This window comes from Lysinibacillus sphaericus (assembly GCF_000600105.1).
In the GTDB taxonomy this organism is placed as follows: Bacteria; Bacillota; Bacilli; order Bacillales_A; family Planococcaceae; genus Lysinibacillus; species Lysinibacillus sphaericus.
This window is the reverse complement of the sequence record NZ_CP006837.1, coordinates 603,594-629,403: the sequence shown is the minus strand read 5'-3', so window position 1 is coordinate 629,403 and position 25,810 is coordinate 603,594. Positions and strand designations below refer to the sequence as shown.

Here is a 25,810-nt window from a genome sequence, read left to right as displayed (position 1 = left end):
TAGAGATCACTGCTTTTTAACGTTTTTTCAACTTTCCCACAATCCATTGACTAAACGGTAGGAATGACAATAGTTTCGTCAGCCCAATGCAAACAACAAGTGTCCACAGCATAAGCATGGAAACACGCGTCAATGTGCTATCAAAATGTGTCACAAACCAGCTTGTCGATAGACGTAGCACTTCCCAATGGATAAGGTAAATCATAAACGCATATTGACTAATAATACGAACCAACTTCGTAGCTGGCAATGACTGCCCCCAAGCAATAACACAAAGCACAACACTAAAGACAAGTGGGACTATATCGAGACGCCTCGAATGCACCTCAGTATAGCCAAGTAACATACGAATCGTCAAAAACAGTACAGCAAGTACAACGAAAACAACTGTTGCACCTCGGTACTTCTTCGCCAATGCAGCTAGTCTCTCATATGAGACTCCCATCGCATAGGCAACTGCAAAATAACCAAGCCATCCTGTAAACAGCAAGCGTAACACGTTCACATGGTCCTCAAAAATTGGATAAGGCAAGGCAATGACCGCATGATGTACTAGCGTAATCAGCACACTGAGCGGTAAAAACCACGTAATCGACCATTTAAAACGCTTCATCAACGCAAATACTACATATAACTGGAAAATAACTACAACAAACCAGCCCACAAACTCTCCATAAACTACATTATAGAATTACTTGTCCCATAACAAACCTTTACGATAAATTGACTCCACCAATAATGCATCGACAAAAGCCCACACTAAAAAAGGCACTAAAATATATTGAAGACGACTCGACCAAAAATAAATTGGTAGCCGTTCACGATAACGGTTTGACAATATGATAATCGATAACACAATAAACGTCGGCGTTGCATAGCAAAGCGCAATCCGCAAAAACAGATAAACCTGTTGCTCGGGTTCTACACCAACCTCCAAAATTACCCAGGATGATGTATGTAATAGTAAAATGGATAGGCATGCCACTACACGTAGGAAATCCCACTCTTTAATCACTACAACATTCTCCTAGTACTATACTCTCTCTATTAAGCATGTCATAGTTTATCAGATAATGCAATGGCACTAGTTGGTAGCTATTTTTGTAGTATTTTTCTACAAAATACAATAGCGATGCTAAGTGTCGCAATATCAGCAAGTGGAATTGACAAAAATATGGAGAAAGCAGGACTAATATCGAACAAATTTTCTTTACGAAAAAAAGTCGGTAAAAGCAGAACGAGCGGCACAATTACGATAACCTGTCTGATTAGACCAAGGATTACGGCATAAATTTCTTTACCTGTAACTTGCAATACAGTCATAATTGTATAGGTAATACCCAATAGCGGAAATGTTAGAAAAATGACCTTTATCACATGTTGTGTTGATGTTAACATCGTTTCATCAGAAGTAAACAAATACAAAATCACATTACTGAACATATACATGGCTACAGTAATACCAATACCATAAATAATCGCATACAACATTGTCTTTTTTACAGTTTTATTTTTTTTCAATAATTCTCCCTTACCCTCAAAATAAGCAAGAATTGTTTGAACTGCCTGCGTGATACCAATAATCGGCATTAATACAAGCATATACATCTTGTTGGCTATATTCCAAATCGCTATTTGACTATGGCTTCCTATTGATATGAGCTGATGGTTTACTATAAATGCAGAAACACCGGCTAATAATTGTATGGCCGTTTGGGCAAAACCAATTTTCAACAGTTGAAAGGACAGCCATCCATGTTCTCCTAAAGATACCTTGCTCGCTAAAAACCAGATATGACGTTTCACCAAATAAACAATGGAAATAATAGCGCATACTAACTCACTAATGAAAGTGCCTAAAGCAATACCAACAACGCCTAATTGAAAACCGAAAGTTAAAATAGCATTGCACACAATATTAATCACCACTGCAATGGTAATAATAATTGCCTCTACTTTTGGATAACCAAATGCTCGAATAACGCTCGTCAATGTATAACCAATAGCACTCAAAATATTACTAAGTAGAATAATAGTTAAATAATCTTTGGCAAGCTTCCATACTTCACCTTTAGCACCCAACATAGTTAAAAGTGGCTCCATCAAAATCCATGTAGTGCCAGATGTAACAAAGCTAACAACACACGTCATCACAAACCCACTCTGAAAATACTTATTTAATTGAAGTTGATCGCCACTACCTAAATACTTTGAAATCATGATTGCCGTTGACGTGGCAAAGAGCGTCTGCAGTGCTACAAAAGCAGCAAGAATCGGCGATAATAAGCCCATGGCAGATAAGGCACTTTCACTTTGGCTACCTATATGCCCTGCAAAAGACGTATCCACTACGGAAGTCATCATTTCAAGAATTAAGGACAAGATTGCAGGAAGTGAGAACGTTGCAATTAATTTACTGATTGAATAGTTGTCGAAGTTATTGGACTTCATCTAGCATCCCCTCCAACACAAACAATATCATGTCAAATAAGACACCTAATGTCTTATTTGAAAATAATTGTGTGATTTTGTTGGTACGGAGTAAAATTTCGTTCAAACTCAATATTCGTTATATGCGAATAAGTAATTGAAGCAATCTTTATTAATACATACTCCCTTTCAAAAGCATATAAATATAACCCATCCGCTTTTAAAACATAACTAATGGGTGCAACGTCCATTTGTTTCTCACCAATAACGACACGAAGATAGTATTCCTCGTCAAGACAATGGTTTATCCGTTGATAGACTGCTTCTGTCATATCGACCTTATTATCGAAAAGATCAACGATAAAATAATCTTTGGCATCTTGTTCATACAGATAAATCAATTCTGGAGAAATGAGTGCCAGTTTCTTTAATATACGCTCCTTATGCATTTGCATTGACAAACTATCATAAACAGATAACGCAAATGTTAAAACTTGCAAATCTTCATCATTAAAGAAGCTATTAGATAATTTATAATGCTCTTCAATATACACGCCACCCCTATGCCCCTGCTTACAAGTAACTGGAACACCCATCATCGATAACTTATCAATATCCCGCTGAATCGTTTTTACACTTACTTCAAACTGACGCGCCAGCGCCTCATGCGTTGTCTTTTTCACCTTCAACAAATGTAGCAATATCTCCATTTGACGATTACGAATCATCCTACAGCTCCCCCCTTCTGTCACTTCTATATTTAGTATGGACTAAAATCTTCAGTACACAAAGTGGCTACAAGTGAAAAATCGTATTTTTGCTTTATAGTAAATTATTTGCGTATAGAATAGGAATTGACTTCCTTTCAGGTATATTGCAATCATTTAGTGATAAAAATAGAAGAAAGCTTCTAGCTATAAGAGAGGTATAAAATGTATAAAATATCAATTGCGGAAGATGACATGGATATTGCTCAAACATTGAAACATCAACTAGATAAATACGGCTATCAAAGCGTTATTACAAGAGACTTTGACAAAGTGCTCGATCATTTTCAAGCATTTCAACCGCACCTTGTTTTGCCTTTGATGGTTACTATCTATGAGCATTCTTTACTTCTACTTACAAACATCAGTGGAAGGTGAAAAAGCAAAATATACAGGCATTCGAAAAATTGGTCTTTCTGTAAAAGAAGTACGTTCTGTAGTGACAAAGGAATTAGCTATGCTAGTTTTTATCCCCTTCACCTTTGCTAGCATTCTATTAGTTTGTGTAATGTTCTCCATGCGCAATATGATATCATCGTCATTTTATGAAATGACGGCAATGGGCATCAGTATATTTTTACTGTTATTTATAGGAAGCTTCTTCATTATCTGACGAAGCTATTTAAAGAAATTAGTAGTAGCACATTAAATAGAACCGTTCCCTTTCATTTACAGCGACGACGGAACTGACACCAATAGAATAGACAATAAAAAAGCACCTTTGATTGAAATAAGGTTTAGATACCTACACTTCAATTGGAGGTGTTTTTCTACGGGAACATGTGCGTAAAAAGGAACGTTACAAATTTAAAATTCTATACAATCCTATACTTATTCAACAAATAATCAAATGTGACAAATATTATAATATAAATGCTCCCCAATAAAGAACTAATATAAAAAGTATCTTTATACGTGTTTATATCAAAATTAAGGAGTGTAAATAACAGCGAAAAAATTAAAGCACAAAGGAGATGTTTAATATACATCAATACTATATGTTTATTTTTACTATGTTTCTCAATAAGTAAGGAAACTCCCAAAGCTACAAGCATAGAAGGTGCCGTAAATGCAGTACCATAAATACCATTAGCAATACTGTATGTAGAAGTAATAAATAATGGAATAATAAAGATGCAAATAATAATTGTAATGACAGCAGCGATTGCTTTGTTTTTAACCATTCTATTTCACATCCTTAATTTTGAAAAAACCATTTTATAAATTACAAAAGCAATTAAATTAAATAGAAGGAAAATAATCGACTGGACTATTGTCACAACTATAATAAATATCAGATCTGCACCTAATACAATCTCGCCCGGAGGCAATTCTTTTTTTGTGCTTTCCACCAAAACAATAGTGCCCCAGACAAAGATAGATACGTATAATCCTAAATATGCGAACAGTGAATATTGATAAAACCTCATTCTAAATTTAAATCCTAACACCACATTCAGAAGAATTATAACGAAAGGAAAAGCTAAAAATTGAACTAACGAATCAAACCTTTCGTCTAACATTGAACCAAGAAATTGACTTATACATGCAATTGCACTATTTGCAACCGCTACTATAATGAAAGTATTTTTTGATGTATCCATTTTTCACCCCTCTATTAACTCCTATAGAGTGTTGTAATATATTTTATCATAAATGGAATACATACCCATGACTTTCGCCACTATATTTTGTATTATGTATTCACTTTCAAGCTCGTTTGAAATCAATTGCTTGTCGCCAATCCATAATAAAACCAGCCAGTTTTCAGCGATTTACCGCTGAAAACTGGCTGGTTTTTGCATTTTGCTAATTCACCATCTGCACCGCTGGTTTGTTGCCATAAATCGTTTCTACCCATTCTGGATGGTCGATAAATGGATTGCGGTTCCCTTGGATTTCGTAGATTCTTTCGTTTCGTCGTTTTTCATAGTCATCTACTGGGTCTTGTAGATGCCATTGTAAAAGAACCGAAAGTTTACCGTGATACGGAGCCGTTCCATTGTTAACTTTGTCATTTAATTCAAGGTCTACTTTATCGCCTAGCTCATAACGCGTTGCCATATAAAACAGAATGCGTGCAACGTCCCCTTTGACACGATTCGGTGGTTCGAAGGAATCGGCGTCTTTCAAACAACCGTTACAGCCAGCGACTGGACTACCGCCATTGTCAAAGTCTAAATTTCCTCTCGCGCTATTTACTTGCACATCGGTAGGGCGTAAATGATGGATATCAGTTCCTGGTCCTTGACTTGTGCCGAAATTCCCATGTGATTTTGCCCACGTATGCTCTCGGTTCCAGTTGCCCACATTGCCGCCGTTGTTTGTTTTTGGACTAGATTTACCAGAATAAAATAACAGGACATTATTTGTATTATTCGGATCTTCATCTGTGTATCTCAAAGCATCCCATGCAGCATCATAGGATAATACTTTTTGGTTTGCAATAATATCGTGCAGCGCCTTTTTAAGTGCTTGCCCCTCTTTGTTATAGGCAGCAGTATAGTAGTCGTTAGCCGTTACAGTAACACTAAAATTGGCCGTAACACTTTTTGTACCATCAGATGCCGTGACACCCACAATATGACTACCCGCTTCTAAAGTTAACGTTAAGCGTTTGCCCTTTATCGAACCTTTTGTAGCGGTAAATGTCAATTCGTCATTATCAGGATCAGCGAAATGTTCTGTTAAATCAATGGTAATGTCCGTTCCTACAGCTACTGTCCGATTTGTAAAAGGCTTTTTGATAATTGGTTGCTTGTTTTCAGCAGGGACAGGAGGGTAGACAATCGGTTGCCCCTTAGAATTTGTAAATTTAATGTTTTCTAACGATGCACCCTTCTTCAATTCAATCAACTGTAAGTCAATATTTTCTGCGCCTCTAATTTCACTTACATTTTTGCCTTCAATTGTAATCTTTTTAAACGTATTGCCCTTTAAGTCGACAATGGACTCTGGATGATTTGGCGTAATAATCACATCTGTCTTGTTAAAGCCTTCACCGTGAAGCTCGACATACTTCCCTTTTAAGTGCACGCCCTTCGTAATATACGACGCTGCATCTAAATGTAATGCTACACTCGGTTTTGTAATAACTAAGATATTTTTCTTAAAGTTCTCATAGTTATATGTGATTTCAGGTTGAATCGGTTCTACTGTAGGACCTTGTTTTAAATCCAGTTGCACCATGACAGGGTCATGGTCACTTGCGCGGCCTGCCATATCTGTAAAGTCTGCATTAATATGAAGAATATCAATTATCGTTTTTTCTTGAAGATTATTGGAAACTAAAATATGATCTAATACTTGCGAATTTCCTTGATACAAATACGTATAACGGTCAGAAGAATCGGCTTTATTGATCATATTGGTCATCCATTCACCTTCATGAATTTTAAGCGCTTTGGCAAATTGGTAATCGTTAAAATCACCTAACGATACAATATTTGCATCTGGATTTTTGGTTTTAACATCCGCAACAAAGTTATACACAATATTGGCGATTTTTTGGCGCTGCACTTCACTTTTATATTGCGGTGGTTGTGCTGCTCCGAATAATGGTGTGTCACCCGATTTAGAATTCCAGTGATTAGCAATCACAATGACATCTTCACCTTGGAACTCAAATTGTGCAGCTAACGGTTTTCGGCTATTATTAAATGCCTCATTCATTGGGTCAATTCGCCCTGGGTTCAGCGTTAATTGACCGTTTTGATAACTAACCGCAGTAGTCGCATCCCCTGCTTGGATTCCTTCTTTCAAGTTCACCCTTGCTGGATTGTATAAGAAACCAACACGAATATTTGCGTTCGGTGCACCACCATCTGCATTATTCACAGGGTCAATATTGACATACTTATAATCAATACCACTTTCAGCTTTAATGGCATCAATTAAGCGTTGATAACTTTGATCTGCCTTGGCATCACCAGCCGACTCGCCGTTATTATCTTGTACTTCCGTGACCCCTACAATGTCTGGCGTTTGCATATCAGTACCAATGGCACGTGCTAATTTTCGCGCCTTATCATCCGATGTGGATGTTTTGTTATTCGAGAAGTTTTCTAAATTATACGAGGCAATTGTTAGCTTATCCTCTGCTTTGACTATTTTAGTTGTCTCAGGTGTTGCCGACCCCTTTACATGGGCTTGCTTCATGTTATCTAATGGCACGTAAATTTTGAAGTTTTGATAAGAGTAGCCCACAATACCCGTAATCGGTCCGCTAAACTTATCGCCTGTGGCAACTTCGAAATCACGAGCTGTTCCGTTCGGTTCCAATCTAAATTGGATACGATTTGGGTTTGTTTTTCCTTCCTCATACAAGACCCCACCATGCAGCGTGTTTGTTGGTTCACTTTCAAGAACCGTTACTAAATCGCCATGTTCCTGTGGAGCAACAGCTTTGACATTGCCCACCTCCACTCGCATCGCTTCAATACTTTCCCAAAAATCAATAGCATCAATTGTTGGGTTGAAAACTTGAAGATTGTCACTATCAATTTGGCTAAATGACATTTTTAATTTATCAATTTGAATGGCTTTTGGTAATGCTACACTGGCATTAAGTACTTGTACTTTGCCCCCTTGATCATTTCGTACATTGATTTGCGTCGTTTTTAAATCAGTTTGGTTCGCATCACTATAGCCATCATACGCATATTCATCTACTTTACCTGTTACCGATACTAAATTTCCTACTTGAATCGGCCAAGCATTCTTTCCGCTATAAAGTAAGATTCCTTCCGATGTATTCGGATTATCATCCGCCAACTCATCAGGTGTTTGAATTGTATAATAATAACTACCATTTAAAGAAAATGAATATGTCACAATTCCTTGAATGCCATCAACGGTTTTGCCAGCAAATGGAGAGCTATGGCCTTCCCCTTGAATATCATGAATTTGCAGCGCATCTGTAATAACATAGTCATAGGTCATCACTTCACTAAACGTGCCATCACTTGCTTTGACAACCGTTTTTAATGTTGTGTTTTGCGTAATATCGATTGGTTTTTCGTATTTAATACCTGATATAGTAGGATTCGTACCATCTACTGTGTAATAGATTTCCCCATTAGCTGTCGATGTTGATAAAGTGACCGTTGTTTGATTAATAAATGTACCACTACTTGGAGACGCAATCGCTGGTTTTAATGCTGCGCTATCCACAACAATATCGTTTACAGAACGTGGTATCACTTGGTAATCCTGATCGAATTGTTGGACAATGCCCGTAATTGATTCATATGTTGTGCCGACCGTTAAGCCTAGCGTATTTGTTTCATCGCGTACTAAGAAATTGCTACCATCACTAGCTGTGTAGTTTGCCCAGCCACTTCCTGTTTGCACATTCGTCAGCGCAACATTTTTTATCGTAACAAGTTGTGATTCATTTGCTTCTGCTACCTCGGCACCGGTTACTACTTTTGCAGTTGGTGCACCAACACCTGCCACTTTGTCGATAATTTGAGCTCCGTCTAATTGCAGTAACCCTCTATAGTCCGCAAGCTTCCCTTTTAGCGTTACTTCATCGCCAATTTCTACATTTAGGCTCGTCGGACGTACAGCGATACCACCTGTTCCATCTTGTACAGAGATGGTATTTTTCAACTTCCCTGCCACAATACCTTTGATTGTTACTGTTGTACCATTCGCTTGTGTTCTTGCATCCGCGATTGACTGAACATCTGCTTGTCCAATAACGGTATAATTAAAAGTTTGCACATCACTATTTTCCAGCCCCTGTGCAACTGCTATCGCTTTAATCGTCATTGTTTTATCAATAACGATTGGTTGCGTATAACTAGCACTTTGCAATGTTGGCTCTGTTCCATCCGTTGTATAATAAATCGTTGCACCAGCAGTGGCAGAAGATAATGTAATGGCAGTGCCTGACGCAACCGTTCCAGAAGGTGTGGAAGCTGTTACGGCTTCTGCCTTTATAATAGGTCCAACCTCACCTCCATCCATTGCATGACTGCCTAAATGTTCGAATGTATCGATTGGATAAGGTTGCCATTCTAATGAAGGGTCAAAGGTGTCACTTGGATTTTTATCGCCAGACGTAATGGAACTCTTTCTAACCAATGTTGTATCAACAGTAGACACCCCATTGTCATTCCACGACTTGCCTGGATCAAACCCCATTTGACCAAAAGAATCTACTACCTCTTCACCTTTCTTTAAAACAATCGCATCATTACCATTAAACGCGGTAACAGCTGAAGCAAGTCCACCTTTCTCTTTGATCGCTGCCACTGCACTAGAATTATAGAGAATGATTGTCTCATTATGTGCTAAAGTGCCACTTAACGTCTGTTTGTTCGTTGGTGTTGTACTACCATTTGTATAAAGTTCAAGCTTGTATTGGCTTAAATCAATCGTTGAACCCGTTCCATTGTAAAGTTCAATCGCCTTATTATTACCGGACCCTTCAATATACTCAGAGATAATTAAATCAGTAGCTAATTCAGCCGCAACAGCTTGACTAGGCATTACTGGCATCGATACACTTGCAACTAATGTCGTTGCAAGTAAAGCATTAAATGACTTGTTCCATTTCTTTTTAGACATCATCAGTTAGCTCCTCTTTAAGTATTTGCTTCATAAAAACCTTCTTCTTAACCGAAGAAGGTCTACCATCTCTCTATCTCGGCTGTCGGTTTGTACCTACACCAGACGCATCAAGCGTGCCATCAATAGTAGTAAAACTTATTTCCCCAGTATATATATATGAAACCATATAACTGTTAATGCACTATTGAATTACTATATAGTAACTGTTAAATTATAGCATTTTTCAAGAATCTAAGCACACAACAAAATAGTACAATTGTTAACCGAAACTTCACTTTTTCTAAACAATTAGTACTTTTTCATGGTTACTCCTCACAGAGGTTAGCTATAGATAATCGTAGGAAAAGCGTTAGATTGATTGGGGGTCAATCTAACACTTTTTTGCTATACCGTTGTTGTTCGCTATGGTGGTGCTTTCCGCGGGCACACACGTAAGCCGCAACCCTCGCTAACGCGCGGTTCGTTGCGTCTTACGCTGTGTGCGTTCCCGCAGGAGTCACCGCCTCTGCTACCAACAACTAGTACACGCCTCTATTTATTGTTTACTGCAAAAGAATAAACAGCTAAGGTTTCCTTTATTTGCATAGCAGATAAATGCCATCAATTGAACGCGCTTCACAAACAATGCAACGTCAACAAATGGCAGTAGTTTTAGTACGTGCTATTAAAGAAATCGCTGGCGTAGACTTAGTAGCTGAGTACAAAAAAGCGAACTTCGTAACAGAAATCTCTGACTTAGACAAAGCTTACTCTGCAGAACAACGCACAGCGATCGTTGCTTTAGAATATGCGGGTATTACAAACGTTGCTCACTTCAACCCAGGTAACAGCGTAACACGCGGACAATTCGCTTCATTCTTATACCGCACAATCGAAAACGTTGTAAACAACCCTGAAGCTGGTGTTGCAGCAGTAAAAGCTATCAACAACACAACTGTTGAAGTAACATTCGACGAAGAAGTAGATAACGTACAAGCTCTTAACTTCTTAATCTCTGATCTTGAAGTGAAAAACGCAGCTGTTAAATTAACAAACAAAAAAGTTGTTGTATTAACAACTGCTGCTCAAACAGCTGACAAAGAGTACACTGTATCTCTTGGCGAAGAAAAAATCGGTACATTCAAAGGTATCGCAGCTGTAGTTCCTACTAAAGTAGATTTAGTAGAAAAATCAGTTCAAGGTAAACTTGGCCAACAAGTAACACTTAAAGCACAAGTAACAGTTGCTGAAGGTCAAACAAAAGCTGGTATTCCAGTAACTTTCTTCATCCCAGGTTCTGCTAATGGCGTGAAAACTCCAGTAACAGTTGAAGCTGTAACAAACGAAGAAGGTATCGCAACTTACTCTTACACTCGTTATGCTGCAACAAACGACACTGTAACTGTATATGCAAACGGTGACCGTTCTAAATTCTCAACTGGTTATGTATTCTGGGCAGTTGACCAAACTTTAGAAATCACTGAAGTAACTACTGGTGCTACTATCAACAACGGCGCTAACAAAACTTACAAAGTTACTTACAAACACCCAGAAACTGGTAAACCAGTATCAGGTAAAGTACTTAACGTTTCAGTAAAAGAAAACATTGACGTAACTGTTGATAAATTACAAAACGTTACTGTTAATGGTATTGCTGTAGTTCAAACAAGCGATAACAACACACGTGCTGCACAAATCACAACTGATTCTAAAGGTGAAGCAACATTCACAGTATCAGGTTCTAACGCTGAAGTAACTCCAGTGGTATTTGAAGCAACTCCAGTACAAGTTACTAACACAAATGGTACAGTAACAACAACTGGTTACACTCAAAAATACACTGCTGATACGTTACAAGCTTCTGCTGCGAAAGTAACATTCGGCGCTGTTCAAGCTGCTTACACTCTTGAAGTAACTCGCGATGGTGGCGAAGTTGCGGCAACTGGTGTTAAAAACGGCCGTAAATATAACTTAGTAGTAAAAGATAAAGATGGTAAATTAGCTGCTAACGAAACAGTAAACGTGGCATTTAACGAAGATATTGATGGAGTAATCTCTACAGTGACTTCTGCACAATTCGTAAAAGTAGAAAACGGTAAACAAGTTGGTTACGAAGGTAAAAAAATCACTGTTAAAACAAACTCTAAAGGTGAAGCAAGCTTCGTAGTTTCAAGTGATGCTGTAAACACTTATGCTACACCAATCGCTTGGATCGATATCAACAACCAAAGCGCTAAAGATGCAAACTTAGACAAAGGTGAACCATCAGCAGTTGCACCAATTTCATACTTCCAAGCTGAATATTTAGATGGTTCTAAATTAGTATCTTACAAAGGTACTGAAGAAACTGATAAATTTGCAGGTGGCGAAGTAGCAACATTTAAAGTACAACTTACAAACCAAAGTGGTAAAGTAGTTGAAAACTCTGGTTACACAACGAAAGAGGTTTCTTACACTGTTTACAACACTGGTGCAAACAATGTAAAAGTTGGCGATGTTGAAATCGCTCCAAACCGCGTGCATACATTAGTTGCAAAAGAAGGTGAAATCACTGTTACTACTGTAGATGGTAAGTCTTCTTCTGTAAAAGTTCTTGCTACTGGTGTAGCTAAACAAACTAACGGAAACAAAGAATTTGCATTCACTTCTAAAGAAGCAACTGCTACATTCACTGCTGCTAAAGAAGTTCCAAATTCATTCACTGGGGAAGCTGTACAATATAACCCAGCAAATACAGGTACTGATAGCAACTCAATTTGGTTTGCTGGTAAAGACCCAGTGAAATATGCTGGTGTTACTGGTAAAACATTTAAATACTTCGGAGCTAATGGTAATGAAGTATTTGGAGAAGCAGCATGGGAAGCTTTATTAGCTCAATATGATGCGGCAAATCAAAATGTTACAATGTCTTACATTGTAGATGGTGATACTGTAACATTTAAAGTAATTACTGTTGGTCAACCTTCAGGTACTGCTACTAATGGTTTACAACAATATGCACCACCTGCAGCAAATAATGCTCCAGTTGCTAAAGTTGTTGAAGATCAAACAATTGCTGCTAATAATACAGCAGGATTAACATTCACAGCAACACAAGTAGCTACTGATGCAGATAACGATACATTAAAAATCTTAACTGCTTATACTAGTGATGCTTCTGTAGCAACTGCAACTGTTGCTGGAGATCAATTAAGCTTTACAGTTAAACCACAAGCTGTTGGTTCAACTACAGTTACTCTTGTAGTATCTGATGGTAAAGCAAACATTAATGTAAGCTTCAAAGTTAATGTTTCAGCAGCATCTTACTTCACATTAGTTGGTAACCCAGCTGTAGATTACAGTGAAGTAGCTGCAACATCAGCAACAGCTCTATTAACACCTGGTGCAAATGCTGCTGGAGCGTTAGGTCTAACTGTAGCAAACACTAATGTAACGCCACAACAAGATACTGTAATTAATGTAAATTTACCAGCTAACGCTACTGCTGCTCAAATTGCTCAATTAATTACAGATGAAGCTAAAACATTAGGTGTAGCAGATAACATTACAGCAGTAGTTGATGGTACTAAAGTAAAAGTAACTTCTGGTAAATTAGTAGATAAAGTTGCAATTACAAACTCTACAGTTCTAACAGGTGTAACATTTGATACAGCTGTAGCAGGTACTCCTGTAGTTAAAAACCCAGCTAAGTATTCATTTAAAGTAAGTGGAGTAGTTCCTGCAACTAAAGTAATTACTGTAAAAATTGGTACAGAAACATTTACTTATACAGTAGATGCTGCTGATACATCTGCAGCTGCAATCGCAACTAAACTTAAAGGTGCAGCTGATGCTAATGCAGCATTCGCAGCTAAATATGATACAACAGTATCAAACGATGTAGTAATCTTTACTCAAAAAGCAGGTCAAGAAGGTCCTACTACAGGTAAATCTTTATCTGTTACAAATAACTAATTAAAATAATTAGTATTTGTTAAATTTAGAAGAAGTTCTTCCTAGTTTTGAACTAATAGAATTTTTCTGAATTGCAAAAAGCTCTGTGGAGAGAAATCTCTACAGAGCTTTTTTGTTGAGTAAAATAATAAGTTATAGGGGCATTCCATTTACTTGTCTTTAGGACATCCAAGTGTATCTATTAATGAATAAAATAAATTATCTCCATTGCAAAAAATGTGACACTCTTATCAGAAATATTTCATTTCTACATAATTCAGTTTATACACTTGGATGGGATTTTTCGTGTTACATTATGTCTAAAAATATATGCATTTCAGTTTTCTTAATTGTCGACCTTAGTTCATCTACTTTTATATGTTAGAAAGTCGCCGTATAGTATAGGTGTCCAAATTGAAATCTATAAATGAAAATGAAATAAAAGTGATGCCATTAATAAAGTTCACGTATTAAACCAACCAATGTTCAATGATTGCTTTTTTTGTTTTGAAATTCCTCTACTATGTAGGTAGTTTCGGAAAGCTTAGCTATAGACAACAAAAAAACTCCAATCGTACAATAAAATCAGGTCTAGTCAACCGATTTTGTACGAAAGGAGCTCCAAATGGATAGTAAAAGTTTAGCACATACAACATGGAATTGTAAGTATCATATCGTTTTTGTACCGAAATATAGAAGACAAGTCATTTATCGAAAAATCAAAGCAGAAATAGGAAAAATACTACGTCAGTTATGTGAAAGAAAAGGTGTAGAAATTGTAGAAGCAACAGCGTGTTCGGATCATATTTATATGTTGGTGAAGATTCCTCCGAAACTAAGTGTATCTGCTTTTATGGGCTATTTAAAAGGAAAAAGTAGCGTCATGATTTTCAATCGGCATGATAGTTTAAAGTACCAATTGGGAAATCGCCAATTTTGGTGTCGTGGATACCTAGTAGATACAGTTAGTCGAAATCAAAAAGTGATTCACAAGTATATCACAAAACAATTACAAGAAGATTTACGCTATGATCAGATGTCAATAAATGAAATCATTGACCCTTTAAATTGTGAATAAATTAACTAGAAGAAAAAAGTCTGCCGCTTTAGCGGCTTGTAGAAAAGAAGTATGGTTGGCGGACCTTTCAGAATATAGTTAGACATAAGGTATTTAAATAGCGTTTACGCGTAAAGAAACCCACCAGTTTTACTGGTGGGTTTTTAACAGAAAGCTCTTACATTGGTATAATTTATTATTTTTTTGAATAAATATTCGCTAGGTATTCTATTGTTATTTCAATTTCTTCATAGCCGACCTTAAATCATCTACTTTCAAATGTTGATAGCGTGCAGTGGAACGGGAATCGGTATGACCTAATAGAGTTGCGATATAATGTTGGTCTACACCGAGTAGTGTTAAGTGTGTTGCGGTACAGTGACGAATCACATGGGGGGTTAATCGTTTTGTAATATTGCATTGGGCGCCAATTTTTTTTAATTTGATACGGATTTCTACTCCGCTAATGGGCATATTACGACTTACGGGAGAGGGAAATAAATAATCTGATCCGTTGTCTTTCGTTTTCTGTAAATATTCCGCTAATATTTTTTGCAGTTTTGGATGTAGGGGTAAGTGAAGATCTCTGCCACCTTTAATCCGTGGGAAGTATATTTTATTATTTTTTATATCAACATTTTCCTTTAACAACGTTCGAGCAGCTGTAATTCTGGAACCCGTATAATAGAGTAAGCTAATTAATACATAGTAAAATTCGGAGAACTTTTTCGCCGTAGCCAACACTAATGCCATTTCTTCCATATCCAGAATTTCGGGTAACGGTACATACACATTTCGAGTAGATATACCAATCGTTGGATCGACTTTAAAGTTCAACTCTATTACAAGATATTTGAAAAATGCCTTCACACCGTAAAAATATCTACTAATCGAATTAGGTTTATAATCCTGATTGCCTAAAAAATCTAGATATTCTAGAATATCATCCTTTGATATTTCCTCTGTTAAAATATGACCATCGTATAATTGATAAATAAAGGACGAGAACTTTTTTATATCATTTTCATAGCCAATAATGGTTTCTTGTGAATAGTACTTTCTTTTTAAATGTTGAAGAAATTTTTTAGAGTACTTAGGCAAATCAAAGTCAGAATGGATAATCAAAGAGATATCAGCTCCTTCTCGTTAGCTAATGTGTTCTTGAATATCTTGCATTGTATTGTGCTGCTCGTAATTATGAACAAACCAACTTAATTTCGCATCACAATAGTTTAACGCAAATGAAAGTAACGCTTTTTGTACGAGGTAGTCATGTTGTTGGCGATAGGACATATTAGGACTTAACCATAAAATATTAACGATTTTCTGTGGTTCACGAATATGCTGTAAATATTCCTCCGTTTGATAATAAAGGGAACAATCGCCTAACCAACTTTCAAACAGAGAGCGTTGTCTTCTATCAGCATGAAGTAATTGAAGATGCAATATATGTTGCTCTACTTGTAATTGAAAATAGATTGGCTCATTTGATAGGGTGATATAGCCCTTGTAGCTTTTATCTTGATCAACTTCTTCACTTTCTGAAAACCAAGCATTTTTTATTTTCGTAATACTTCGTTTAATATCTGAAAGCTCATAGGGTGTCAGCAAATGATAAAGCGTTTGTTGAATTTGCTCCTTAAAGTTTTCAATCATTGTACAACGTATATCTTCATTTAATTTCAGTAATAAATTGTTTAACTCCATTATTTCATTTGTTAAAGGGGGAGGCGTTTCGCTAGATGGACTATGAATGGTAGGAATAGTTTGCAACTGTAAGTCAACTAATTCTGCAAAAGACACATCAAAAAATTCTGCATACTTTTGCAATACTTTTTCAGATGCTTTCCTCGTCCCTTTTTCTATAAAGCCTACATAACTATGCGAAATACCTAATAAATCTGCCAATGCGGCAAGCGTTAGATGATGTTTGTGGCGTAGCATTTTTAGTCGATTTCCTAAAGCAATGGCTTGTCCATCTTTGTTCTTCATTTTCTCACGCCCCTCTCTAAACTATCTTCCATTAGTACATGCTTTATAAAAGGACTAGTAAAAGTAATGTTGGAACTATGCAATATATTGCGAAGGAACAGAAGATAAGTTGGTCACTAATTCAAATTGCACTATATTGGATAATTTCAATAAAAGGATTTATATACTCTATTTGGTAATATTGGTTAGAAAGAAAACCCAATGTATTGCGATAAACAAGACATGGGTTTTCATTTCTACTTATTTTTACTAAATTTATATGCTGATAAAAGTATTGTTGTGTGTTATGGAGTAGGCTTTACTGTAATAGCTAAAGTACGGTTCGTTACATCATCAATTGTAATAGTTGCTACAAAGCTTTCTTTAGCATAACCAGTAGCTTGAGCGTCGAAATAAACTTTTAAAGTCTTCTCGATTAATCCTGTAGCTTCAATAGAAGCAGAAGGTGCTTTAGCTATAGTAATCACATTATTATTAAAAGAAGTAGTAATGTCTAATGCATTATCAGCATCTGGATTTACATTCGCGATTGTGAAACCTGCAAGAGCAGACCCAATATTAAGGGTTAAATCTTTTCCATTTGTACTCACTGCAAGTGAAGAAGTAATAGATTCAGCAGTTACTTTTTGACCAAATTTTGGTGTAACATTTACAGTAGCAGTGCTTGCGCCTTTAGTTAACGTAACAGTATAAGTTCCTGCTGTAGAAGTTTCTACTACACTTATAGTTACTGACGAGTCATTAATTTCAGTTACAACATTTGATTGTACAGCTAAACGTTTATTTTCTGCCGTATCAGTTGAAAGTGTAGCAATATTAGGTGTTACTGTAACTTTAGCTTTTGCAGCTGTAACAGCAGTAGCGTCAGATGCTTTATCTCCAATAATATCAACCGGCTTAGTTCCCCCAGCATTGACAGAAACAACATAGAATGTAACCGTATTTTCTTTTACTTCATACGTTACTTTTACCCCTGAAGTGGCACCTTTAAGAATATTTACGAACTGGTCTTTAGAAAGTGGTGCACCATTTACATTTCTATACACATATGTTTTATCCGTTTCACCAGCATATTTCACCGCATTTTTTAGAACGGAACCATCAGTAAATACGACAGTTTCTTTGTCTGTATCGAATGAATGAATATCACCTGTAAATAGGTTAGGGATTTCTGAAGTAGAAGTGAATGTTGCAGTAGCTTCTTTTGAAGTAAATGCAAATTCTTTATTCCCGTTAACCTCTTTCGCTACACCTGTAGCTAAAACTCGTACAGAAGAAGTTTTACCATCTACAGTAGTAACAGTAATTTCACCACTTGGCGCAACTACTGTATGCACGCGGTTAGGAGCGATTTCTACAGTACCAACTTTTACATTGTTTGCACCAGTATTGTAAACCGTGTACGTAACATCCTTCGTTGTGTAACCAGAATTCGGTACTACTTTACCACTTTGGTTTGTAAGTTGTACTTTAAATGTTGCTACTTCGCCACCTGCAAATTTATCCGTTTCAGTTGTACCTTTATAAGATACTAATTTTGAACCGTCTAAATATGGAGCTTGGAAGTATGAGATTGGTGCTACTGCTGAAGGTTCACCTTTGTCTAAGTTTGCATCTTTACCGCTTTGGTTGTTAATATCGATCCAAACGACTGGTGTAGCGTAAGAATTTACAGTATCACTGCCGATGACGAAGCTTGCTTCACCTTTAGCGTTTGTTCTAACAGTGATTTTTTTACCTTCGTAACCCACTTGTTTACCGTCTTCTACTTTCACGAATTGTGCAGAAGTCACTGTAGAAATTACACCATCAATATCTTCGTTAAATGCTACGTTAACGATTTCGTTCGGTGCTACTTTACCATCTTTATCTTTCACAACGATGTTATATTTGCGACCGTTTGTTACACCAGTAGCTGCCACTTCACCACCATCACGCGTTACTTCAAGCGTATAAGCAGCTTGAATAGCACCAAATGTTACTTTGGCTGCAGATGCTTGTAATACATCTGACGTGTATGTTTGAGAATACGTGTTAGCTACATTGGTTGCAGTAGCTTCAAATACGACTGGTGTAACTACAGCGTTCGAACCTGACACTGTAAATGTTGCTTCACCTCTAGAATCTGTTGTGATTTGTGCGGCTCTCGTGTTGTTTGTACTCGTTTGAACTACCGCTACCCCGTTCACCGTAACGTTTTGTAATTTATCAACAGTTACGTCAATGTTTTCTTTTACTGAAACGTTAAGTACTTTACCTGATACTGGTTTACCAGTTTCTGGGTGTTTGTAAGTAACTTTGTAAGTTTTGTTAGCGCCGTTGTTGATAGTAGCACCAGTAGTTACTTCAGTGATTTCTAAAGTTTGGTCAACTGCCCAGAATACATAACCAGTTGAGAATTTAGAACGGTCACCGTTTGCATATACAGTTACAGTGTCGTTTGTTGCAGCATAACGAGTGTAAGAGTAAGTTGCGATACCTTCTTCGTTTGTTACAGCTTCAACTGTTACTGGAGTTTTCACGCCATTAGCAGAACCTGGGATGAAGAAAGTTACTGGAATACCAGCTTTTGTTTGACCTTCAGCAACTGTTACTTGTGCTTTAAGTGTTACTTGTTGGCCAAGTTTACCTTGAACTGATTTTTCTACTAAATCTACTTTAGTAGGAACTACAGCTGCGATACCTTTGAATGTACCGATTTTTTCTTCGCCAAGAGATACAGTGTACTCTTTGTCAGCTGTTTGAGCAGCAGTTGTTAATACAACAACTTTTTTGTTTGTTAATTTAACAGCTGCGTTTTTCACTTCAAGATCAGAGATTAAGAAGTTAAGAGCTTGTACGTTATCTACTTCTTCGTCGAATGTTACTTCAACAGTTGTGTTGTTGATAGCTTTTACTGCTGCAACACCAGCTTCAGGGTTGTTTACAACGTTTTCGATTGTGCGGTATAAGAATGAAGCGAATTGTCCGCGTGTTACGCTGTTACCTGGGTTGAAGTGAGCAACGTTTGTAATACCCGCATATTCTAAAGCAACGATCGCTGTGCGTTGTTCTGCAGAGTAAGCTTTGTCTAAGTCAGAGATTTCTGTTACGAAGTTCGCTTTTTTGTACTCAGCTACTAAGTCTACGCCAGCGATTTCTTTAATAGCACGTACTAAAACTACTGCCATTTGTTGACGTTGCATTGTTTGTGAAGCGTTTAGGTTGCCATTTGAACCGTTGAATACGCCTGCATCTTTTGCAAGTGCAGCATATTTAACTAATTCTTCTTCAGCTGTTACTGGTAGATCGTTGAAGCGTTGTTTTGAATTCCAGTCAGCTGGAATTTCTTGGCCTTGTGCTTCTAAATAACGACCTAATAATTTAACCACTTGACCGCGGTTAATTGTTTGGTTTGGTTTGAATGTGCCGTCAGCGTATCCATTGATGATACCTGCATCAGCAAGTGCATTGATTGCTACTTCGTGGTCGTTACCTGCTACATCTGAGAATCCTGCTGCAGAAGCCACTGGTACGATAGCAGAAGCTACTAAAGTAGCCGTTGCAGCCGTAGCTACGAATTTTTTGTATTTCTTTGGTTGGTTAGCCATAGAAAAATTTCCTCCTCTAAGTTCAAAAATTATGTCTCTACTACATAGTTATGTAGTAAATAAACAACTACACATAAAAGTATAGTTGTATCCCTAAAAGTTGTCAATCATATTTTGGGAAAATTACTAATTGGTTTCCGGAAAATAGTGGACATCAAACTCTCTTTTACCATTGTCGTTTATCCAACAGTTTTTTTCAAGTGAAAATATGCAACTTTACCAACAAAATCTAATTTTCTATCATTCCTTGTTCATATTTTCTAGAATCTTATAAAATAATGGATAATTAAGTTAAATCAGGGAACGAAAAAAGCTCAAGCATATAAATGCTTGAGCTTTTTTCGCTTGGGCTACCAACCGTTGTTTCCTTGCAGGGAATTCTATTTATTTCATAGAGGAAATTCCTATACACCTACAGTCTAACACTTTCAAATTAAAACGACAATACCATTTTTTAAAAATTATTGACGTTTTTGCCTAGCCACTTCCAATAAAAAAAGTGGTAAAGCGATTTGACGCTTGATACGCTTAGGTTCTTTCATTAATCGGTAAAACCATTCAAGACCAAATTTTTGGAAAATTTCTGGTGCACGTTTTACTGTACCTGCCAACACATCGAATGATCCACCGACACCTTGATAAATCGTTGGGTGCAATCGGTCGCGATTAGCATTAATCCAATTTTCTTGTTTTGGACTACCCATTGCTACAAATAGTAAATCCGGTTGTGCTTCATTAATACGATCAATGACCTTCTGTTCGTCTTTTTCATAGCCGTCCTGTGTGCCGACTATTTTAATAGAAGGAAATAGTGATTTTAGCTTTGCTTGTGCTGCATCAGCTACCCCAGGTTTGCCTCCATACAGGAAAATAGGCTTGCCTCGTTTTGCCGCTTCTTCACAAAGCTTCATCATCATATCAACGCCTGTAACACGTTCACGAATTTGCCCTTTTTGAATTTTAGAAGCAAGAATAACACCAATCCCATCTGGAATTTGAAATTCCGCTTCATTTAATAGCTTTTTTAGTGCAGGGTCTTCTTTTGCTTTAATAATTTTTTCTGGATTAATGGCAACGACGAGCGCTTTTTGTTTCTTTTCAATGCGCTCGAATGCCATATCCATTAATTCATCGTAGCCTTCTGTATTGACGTTAATGCCAAGTACTGTTTCTTTCATCGGTTTTTCGCATCTCCTAGTAAGTGGAACTGGAAGCCAGCTTCTTGCCATTTATCACGGTTTAAGCAGTTTTTCGTATCGAAGACGATTTTTGTTTTCACTGTGATAGCTGCTGCATCCATTGCTTTGAACTCATTGTGGTCTGTTAGTACAACGATGATGTCTGCGTCTTTTGTAGCTTCTTCTAAGCTTTGTGTTTGTGTGGCATGTTTGTTTTCTTTAATGTGCGGATCGTAAGAAATTACTTCTAAGCCTAGATTTTGTAGCTCATCAATGACGATTGTTGATGGGCTTTCACGCATATCATCAACGTTTCCTTTGAAGGCTAGTCCAAGAACTGCTACTTTACCACCTGCGATTTTGTTTTCGTTTAAAATGGCTTGTGTTCTTTGTGCAGTATAGCTTGGCATGCTGTCATTTGTATTACGAGACAAATGAATAATTTGTGCTTGTTCGCCACCTAGCTCTACAAGGAACCATGGGTCAACAGCGATACAGTGACCACCTACACCAGGACCTGGGAAGTGAACATTTACACGTGGGTGGTAGTTAGCAAATTTAATGGCTTCCCAAATGTTCACGTCTAATTTTTCAGCCATTTTCGCTAATTCATTGGCAAACGCGATATTGACATCACGGTATGTGTTTTCCATTACTTTTACTAATTCAGCCGTTGTAGCATCTGTTAGATGAATTGTGCCATTTACAAATGTTTGGTAAAGCTCTTTTGTCATTTGTGCAGATACTGGATCAATCCCACCAACGATACGGTCGTTGTTCACTAATTCTTCAAAAATACGACCTGGAATTACGCGCTCTGGTGAATGCGCTACAAATAAATCAACACCGAACTCTAAGTTTGCTTTAATTAGCTCTGGTAGCATAATGTGTTCTACTGTTTTCGGTGGAACTGTGGATTCAAGAATTACTAAGTTCCCTTTTCTTACATAAGGCACAATAGATGCCGTTGCTTGACGTACATATTCCAAATTCGCTGTATTGTCAGGATTGATTGGTGATGGAACAGCTACAATGAAAACATCTGCTTCTTGTGGTGTTGTTGATGCTGTTAAGAATCCTTCATCTACTGCTTTGTTTAGGCGTTCTTGTAAACCGTTTTCTTCAATATGAAGCTTTTTCTCTTGAATACTTTTTACTGCTGCTGGGTTTACGTCCACCCCATGTACTTTTATGCCGTGGTTGGCAAACATTACAGCCGTTGGTAATCCGATATAGCCAAGTCCAACGACACAAATTGATTTCGTCATTCTCTATTCTTCCTTCCGTTTCAAAAACGAGTAGTAAATTTTTATATGGTCTATAAATGCTGAATTGCATTTTTGTTCTGCATTATAGTATACATCTTTCAAGGGAAAGTGTGAATCAATTTGTTATTTTACAGTATTTTCTGTGTGCGATTTTGCATAATGGTGGGTTTAAAGTAGCTTTCTGGTGGCGATTTGTTTGTGTTTTGTGGCGATTTGTTCGGTCTTTGTAGCGTTTTCTGTACGCTTTGTGGCGATTCATGAGCGTTTTGTGGCGTTATCTAAAATTTTAGTGGCGTTTCCAATAACCTCGACAAATCGTACTTCGTAAGTTTGCCTGAATTACAGCATGTTTGGAATGTTTTTTGCAATAATCGTTTTGTGACATGTTTACACTCAAGCATTAAAAATGCACGACATTCCCTGTTCGTGATCGTATCTCCAACAAGCATGTAATAATCTTTCAATGCTTGTATATGTGCATATGTACATTGATGCTGACATCTTCGGCAAAACCACGTTCTTTTTAACTTTTCCATTCCAAAGTGACCACAATTTTCGCAATAAACACCTCTTTGCAAAGCGGTAACCTCAAGTTGATAATAGCGGCAAAGCGGAAATGGGTTTCTGTCTTGTAATTGTGACAAAATAATGTTTGTTATTTCGTTCGTAGCTATCCCCATATTTTTCTCGATGATTTTGTGCAAATATATCGGAAGTTCTCTGCCCATGACGATTGGCAGTCCATCACTCTCACGATGGATTGCTACATTATTAAAAGGAAAAACAATAGCACCATAAATTGGTACCGTAATATTATGCTCGTTAAGAAAATGATGCATTGCCTGGATATACTGCTCCAATTGAATTTCAGGATGCGTAAATGCTTGAACTTCTCCTTTATCAGTAGTACGTATTAACTGACGTGGGTCATTTTTAAAATGGACGGTTCCCCGTATATTTTTTATTTCTAATATGACGATGCCACTGGCTGTAATAATTAATATATCAATTTGCATGGGGAGGATCGTAGGAAGTATAACATTGTGGAAAAGGTGACAGTCACTAAGCTGCGGTAACTTTTGTAGCTCTTTCAAAATATATTGTTCTGCAAAATCGCCCGCTTCCTTATTTTTAAGTTCCTGTTGTAACGTTATGAATTGGAGATGTGAAGGAGGCAATCGACGAACAAGTGCTTGCAATCCCAATGTCAGTGACGACGGTGCAAAAGGCTTTACGATCAATAACTTCACTCCTTTTCTATTTACTATAACAGCAAAAAAGACCCGAAAAAATAGCTTGCTTGAAATTAAAAATTTGCCATGATTTTAAAGGATAAAACTAAATTTTAATAACATAAAAAAAAGGAATCTCCATTAGTATCGGGGATTCCTCATTGTTCCGCTTTCTAGTAACTTTAAAATAGATTGTGCCTGTTGCATATGCAATGCTAGAACATATTGACTTGCTTGAAGCAATATTTGCGACTTCACCATGTTCATCATTTCCTTCGCAATGTCAGCATCGCGAATTCGTGATTCGGCTGCGGTTAAGTTTTCCGCTGTATTGACGTTTGCATTATAGGCATGCTCTAGGCGATTTTGATAAGCGCCCAAACGAGAACGCTCCGATGATACTCGTTTTAATGCCTCATCCATCGTAGAAATCGCATTATTGGCATTATCTCGTGTTGCAATAGAAGTCGTGGCGTCCAACCCAAGCGCCCCTGCCCCCATATCGTTAATGAACAACTCGATCGTTTGACCAGCGTTCGCACCCGCTTGAATCTTGAGACCATTCGTTGAATAATCGCCATTTAATAATGTCCTCGTATTAAATTCAGTATCTTTAGAAAGACGTTGAATTTCTTTTTTTAGCTCCTGAAATTCCAAATCCAGCTGATGTCGATCACTATCAGTTAATGTGTCATTGGATGCTTGTACTGCTAGCTCCCGCATTCGTTGAATCATGGCATGTGTTTCGTTTAGTGCACCCTCTGCTGTTTGCACAAGTGAAATACCGTCCTGTATATTTTTCGACGCCATATTCAACCCGCGAATTTGAGCCCGCATTTTCTCGGATATCGCAAGACCAGCCGGATCATCAGCCGCACTATTAATCCGATAACCAGTAGAAATTCGCAACATTGACTTGCTCATAGCATTATAGTGCCTATTCATGTTACTTAATATAGATAACCCTGAAGCAGACCACTTACCAAGCATTCCCCCACCCCCATGCTAAAAGTATTATTAGTTATATCGGTTTGTGACAACTTCTTTAAAGTTACATTGGTAAATAATCCAAATAATTGAAGTGTTCTATCTATAAAAGAGTTAAAGCACCCGCTTCTCTTTCTTGAAAAGTGGGTGCTTATTTGATGTACCGAGTATTCAATTTCCGAAACCTCCGAAATGCGTGCTCTTTTGATGTAGTAGCTCAAAAAAGAGTGCTTCATTGTAATCTGCTAATGCTTGGTCTATTAAATAATCAATGTTTTTTTGTTCAATTTCAGCAATCAACTGATCAATCTCACCTACAGTTGCTGAAGAGACAAGGGGTAACTGTGGCAATTTTGGTGTAGCGCTTTCAAGAATTGGCGTTAAATGTTCATGCACATTGGTAATGAGTAATAGCTGATAGAGTGGTAATCGGATAAAACGATTCCCCTTTTGGAAAACAAATACCTCAGATAAATTTTCGATTTGTTGTGTATGCAAGTTAATAATCATCTCTTTCCCTTCAATTGGAATGAAATGAAAAATCTCATTCTCTTTTAAAATTGAGAAATATTGATAAGCAAATACGAGACGCAATTTATCTCCAGAGATTTTCGTGTAAAACGGCTTCATATACTGAACTTGCATCATCCTTCATCCCTCCTCATTATCTGATTATTCAGATTTTAACACAAATCACGCATCTTGTTAACCATCTTATCCTCAAATTTTTTCTTTCTCATCATTCAGCTTATCATGTCTGCATTTTAATCGTATAATGGAAAGACAGTCTTTTTTTCTTCCCACAAAAGATGACATTC

General features: G+C 37.2%; 16 protein-coding genes and 1 pseudogene. 4 read left to right on the top strand and 13 right to left on the bottom strand.

All coding sequences use genetic code 11. The features are described 5' to 3' along the window. Positions 1 to 16 precede the first annotated feature (16 nt). The 3 genes and pseudogenes from T479_RS24005 to T479_RS02900 all read right to left on the bottom strand — a co-directional run bounded on the left by T479_RS24005 (position 17) and on the right by T479_RS02900 (position 3,158). Positions 17 to 1,015, bottom strand: a pseudogene (locus tag T479_RS24005) (acyltransferase family protein). A gap of 80 nt (positions 1,016 to 1,095) precedes the next feature. Then, positions 1,096 to 2,451, bottom strand: a complete 1,356-nt coding sequence (locus T479_RS02905; RefSeq protein ID WP_025218606.1) for an MATE family efflux transporter — start codon at positions 2,449 to 2,451, stop codon at positions 1,096 to 1,098. A gap of 53 nt (positions 2,452 to 2,504) precedes the next feature. Continuing rightward, positions 2,505 to 3,158, bottom strand: coding sequence for a helix-turn-helix transcriptional regulator (locus T479_RS02900; RefSeq protein WP_025218605.1), 654 nt, complete (start codon positions 3,156 to 3,158; stop codon positions 2,505 to 2,507). Between the two features lie 204 nt (positions 3,159 to 3,362). Between T479_RS02900 and T479_RS23635 the strand changes: the two genes are divergently transcribed. Continuing rightward, positions 3,363 to 3,575 carry a response regulator gene (locus tag T479_RS23635; protein ID WP_025218604.1) on the top strand — a complete coding sequence of 71 codons (213 nt, stop codon included), beginning with the start codon at positions 3,363 to 3,365 and terminating at the stop codon, positions 3,573 to 3,575. Continuing rightward, entirely contained in the window at positions 3,532 to 3,810 is a 279-nt protein-coding gene (locus T479_RS02890) for a hypothetical protein (protein WP_144340670.1), read from the top strand. Before T479_RS23635 ends, T479_RS02890 begins: the two co-directional genes overlap by 44 nt. Positions 3,811 to 4,387: 577 nt before the next feature. Here the strand turns inward: T479_RS02890 and T479_RS02880 are convergent. Beyond that, on the bottom strand, positions 4,388 to 4,801 hold the full coding sequence (locus tag T479_RS02880) for a hypothetical protein (protein ID WP_025218601.1): 414 nt from the start codon (positions 4,799 to 4,801) through the stop codon (positions 4,388 to 4,390). A 205-nt stretch (positions 4,802 to 5,006) separates the two neighbouring features. Beyond that, a complete protein-coding gene (locus T479_RS02875) occupies positions 5,007 to 9,776 on the bottom strand; it encodes an endonuclease (protein WP_025218600.1) in 4,770 nt (1,589 codons plus the stop codon). Between the two features lie 594 nt (positions 9,777 to 10,370). Here T479_RS02875 and T479_RS02870 point away from each other — a divergent pair. Together T479_RS02870 and tnpA are read left to right on the top strand one after the other, a co-directional pair. Next, on the top strand, positions 10,371 to 13,709 hold the full coding sequence (locus T479_RS02870) for an Ig-like domain-containing protein (protein ID WP_025218599.1): 3,339 nt from the start codon (positions 10,371 to 10,373) through the stop codon (positions 13,707 to 13,709). A gap of 604 nt (positions 13,710 to 14,313) precedes the next feature. Then, complete coding sequence (tnpA, locus tag T479_RS02865; RefSeq protein ID WP_025218598.1) at positions 14,314 to 14,766, top strand: IS200/IS605-like element ISBsph2 family transposase; 453 nt, start codon at positions 14,314 to 14,316, stop codon at positions 14,764 to 14,766. A gap of 213 nt (positions 14,767 to 14,979) precedes the next feature. Here tnpA and T479_RS02860 read toward each other — a convergent pair whose 3' ends face one another. The 8 genes from T479_RS02860 to T479_RS02825 form a co-directional block, all read right to left on the bottom strand. Next, positions 14,980 to 15,870, bottom strand: a complete 891-nt coding sequence (locus T479_RS02860) for a tyrosine-type recombinase/integrase (RefSeq protein ID WP_025218597.1) — start codon at positions 15,868 to 15,870, stop codon at positions 14,980 to 14,982. Positions 15,871 to 15,891: 21 nt separating this feature from the next. Next, complete coding sequence (locus T479_RS23090) at positions 15,892 to 16,737, bottom strand: helix-turn-helix domain-containing protein (RefSeq protein ID WP_038509398.1); 846 nt, start codon at positions 16,735 to 16,737, stop codon at positions 15,892 to 15,894. Between the two features lie 284 nt (positions 16,738 to 17,021). Further along, on the bottom strand, positions 17,022 to 20,327 hold the full coding sequence (locus T479_RS02850; protein WP_025218595.1) for an S-layer homology domain-containing protein: 3,306 nt from the start codon (positions 20,325 to 20,327) through the stop codon (positions 17,022 to 17,024). Positions 20,328 to 20,788: 461 nt separating this feature from the next. After that, on the bottom strand, positions 20,789 to 21,505 hold the full coding sequence (locus T479_RS02845) for a WecB/TagA/CpsF family glycosyltransferase (RefSeq protein ID WP_024362931.1): 717 nt from the start codon (positions 21,503 to 21,505) through the stop codon (positions 20,789 to 20,791). Then, positions 21,502 to 22,773 (bottom strand): nucleotide sugar dehydrogenase, encoded by a 1,272-nt coding sequence (locus T479_RS02840; protein WP_024362930.1) that lies wholly within the window; start codon positions 22,771 to 22,773, stop codon positions 21,502 to 21,504. The genes T479_RS02845 and T479_RS02840 overlap by 4 nt, the downstream gene beginning before the upstream one ends. Before the next feature lie 278 nt (positions 22,774 to 23,051). Next, positions 23,052 to 24,014 carry a nuclease-related domain-containing protein gene (locus T479_RS02835; RefSeq protein WP_025218594.1) on the bottom strand — a complete coding sequence of 321 codons (963 nt, stop codon included), beginning with the start codon at positions 24,012 to 24,014 and terminating at the stop codon, positions 23,052 to 23,054. A gap of 132 nt (positions 24,015 to 24,146) precedes the next feature. Beyond that, on the bottom strand, positions 24,147 to 24,995 hold the full coding sequence (locus tag T479_RS02830; protein ID WP_025218593.1) for a flagellin N-terminal helical domain-containing protein: 849 nt from the start codon (positions 24,993 to 24,995) through the stop codon (positions 24,147 to 24,149). Positions 24,996 to 25,163: 168 nt separating this feature from the next. Continuing rightward, on the bottom strand, positions 25,164 to 25,640 hold the full coding sequence (locus tag T479_RS02825) for a hypothetical protein (RefSeq protein ID WP_024362926.1): 477 nt from the start codon (positions 25,638 to 25,640) through the stop codon (positions 25,164 to 25,166). Between the last annotated feature and the right edge of the window lie 170 nt (positions 25,641 to 25,810).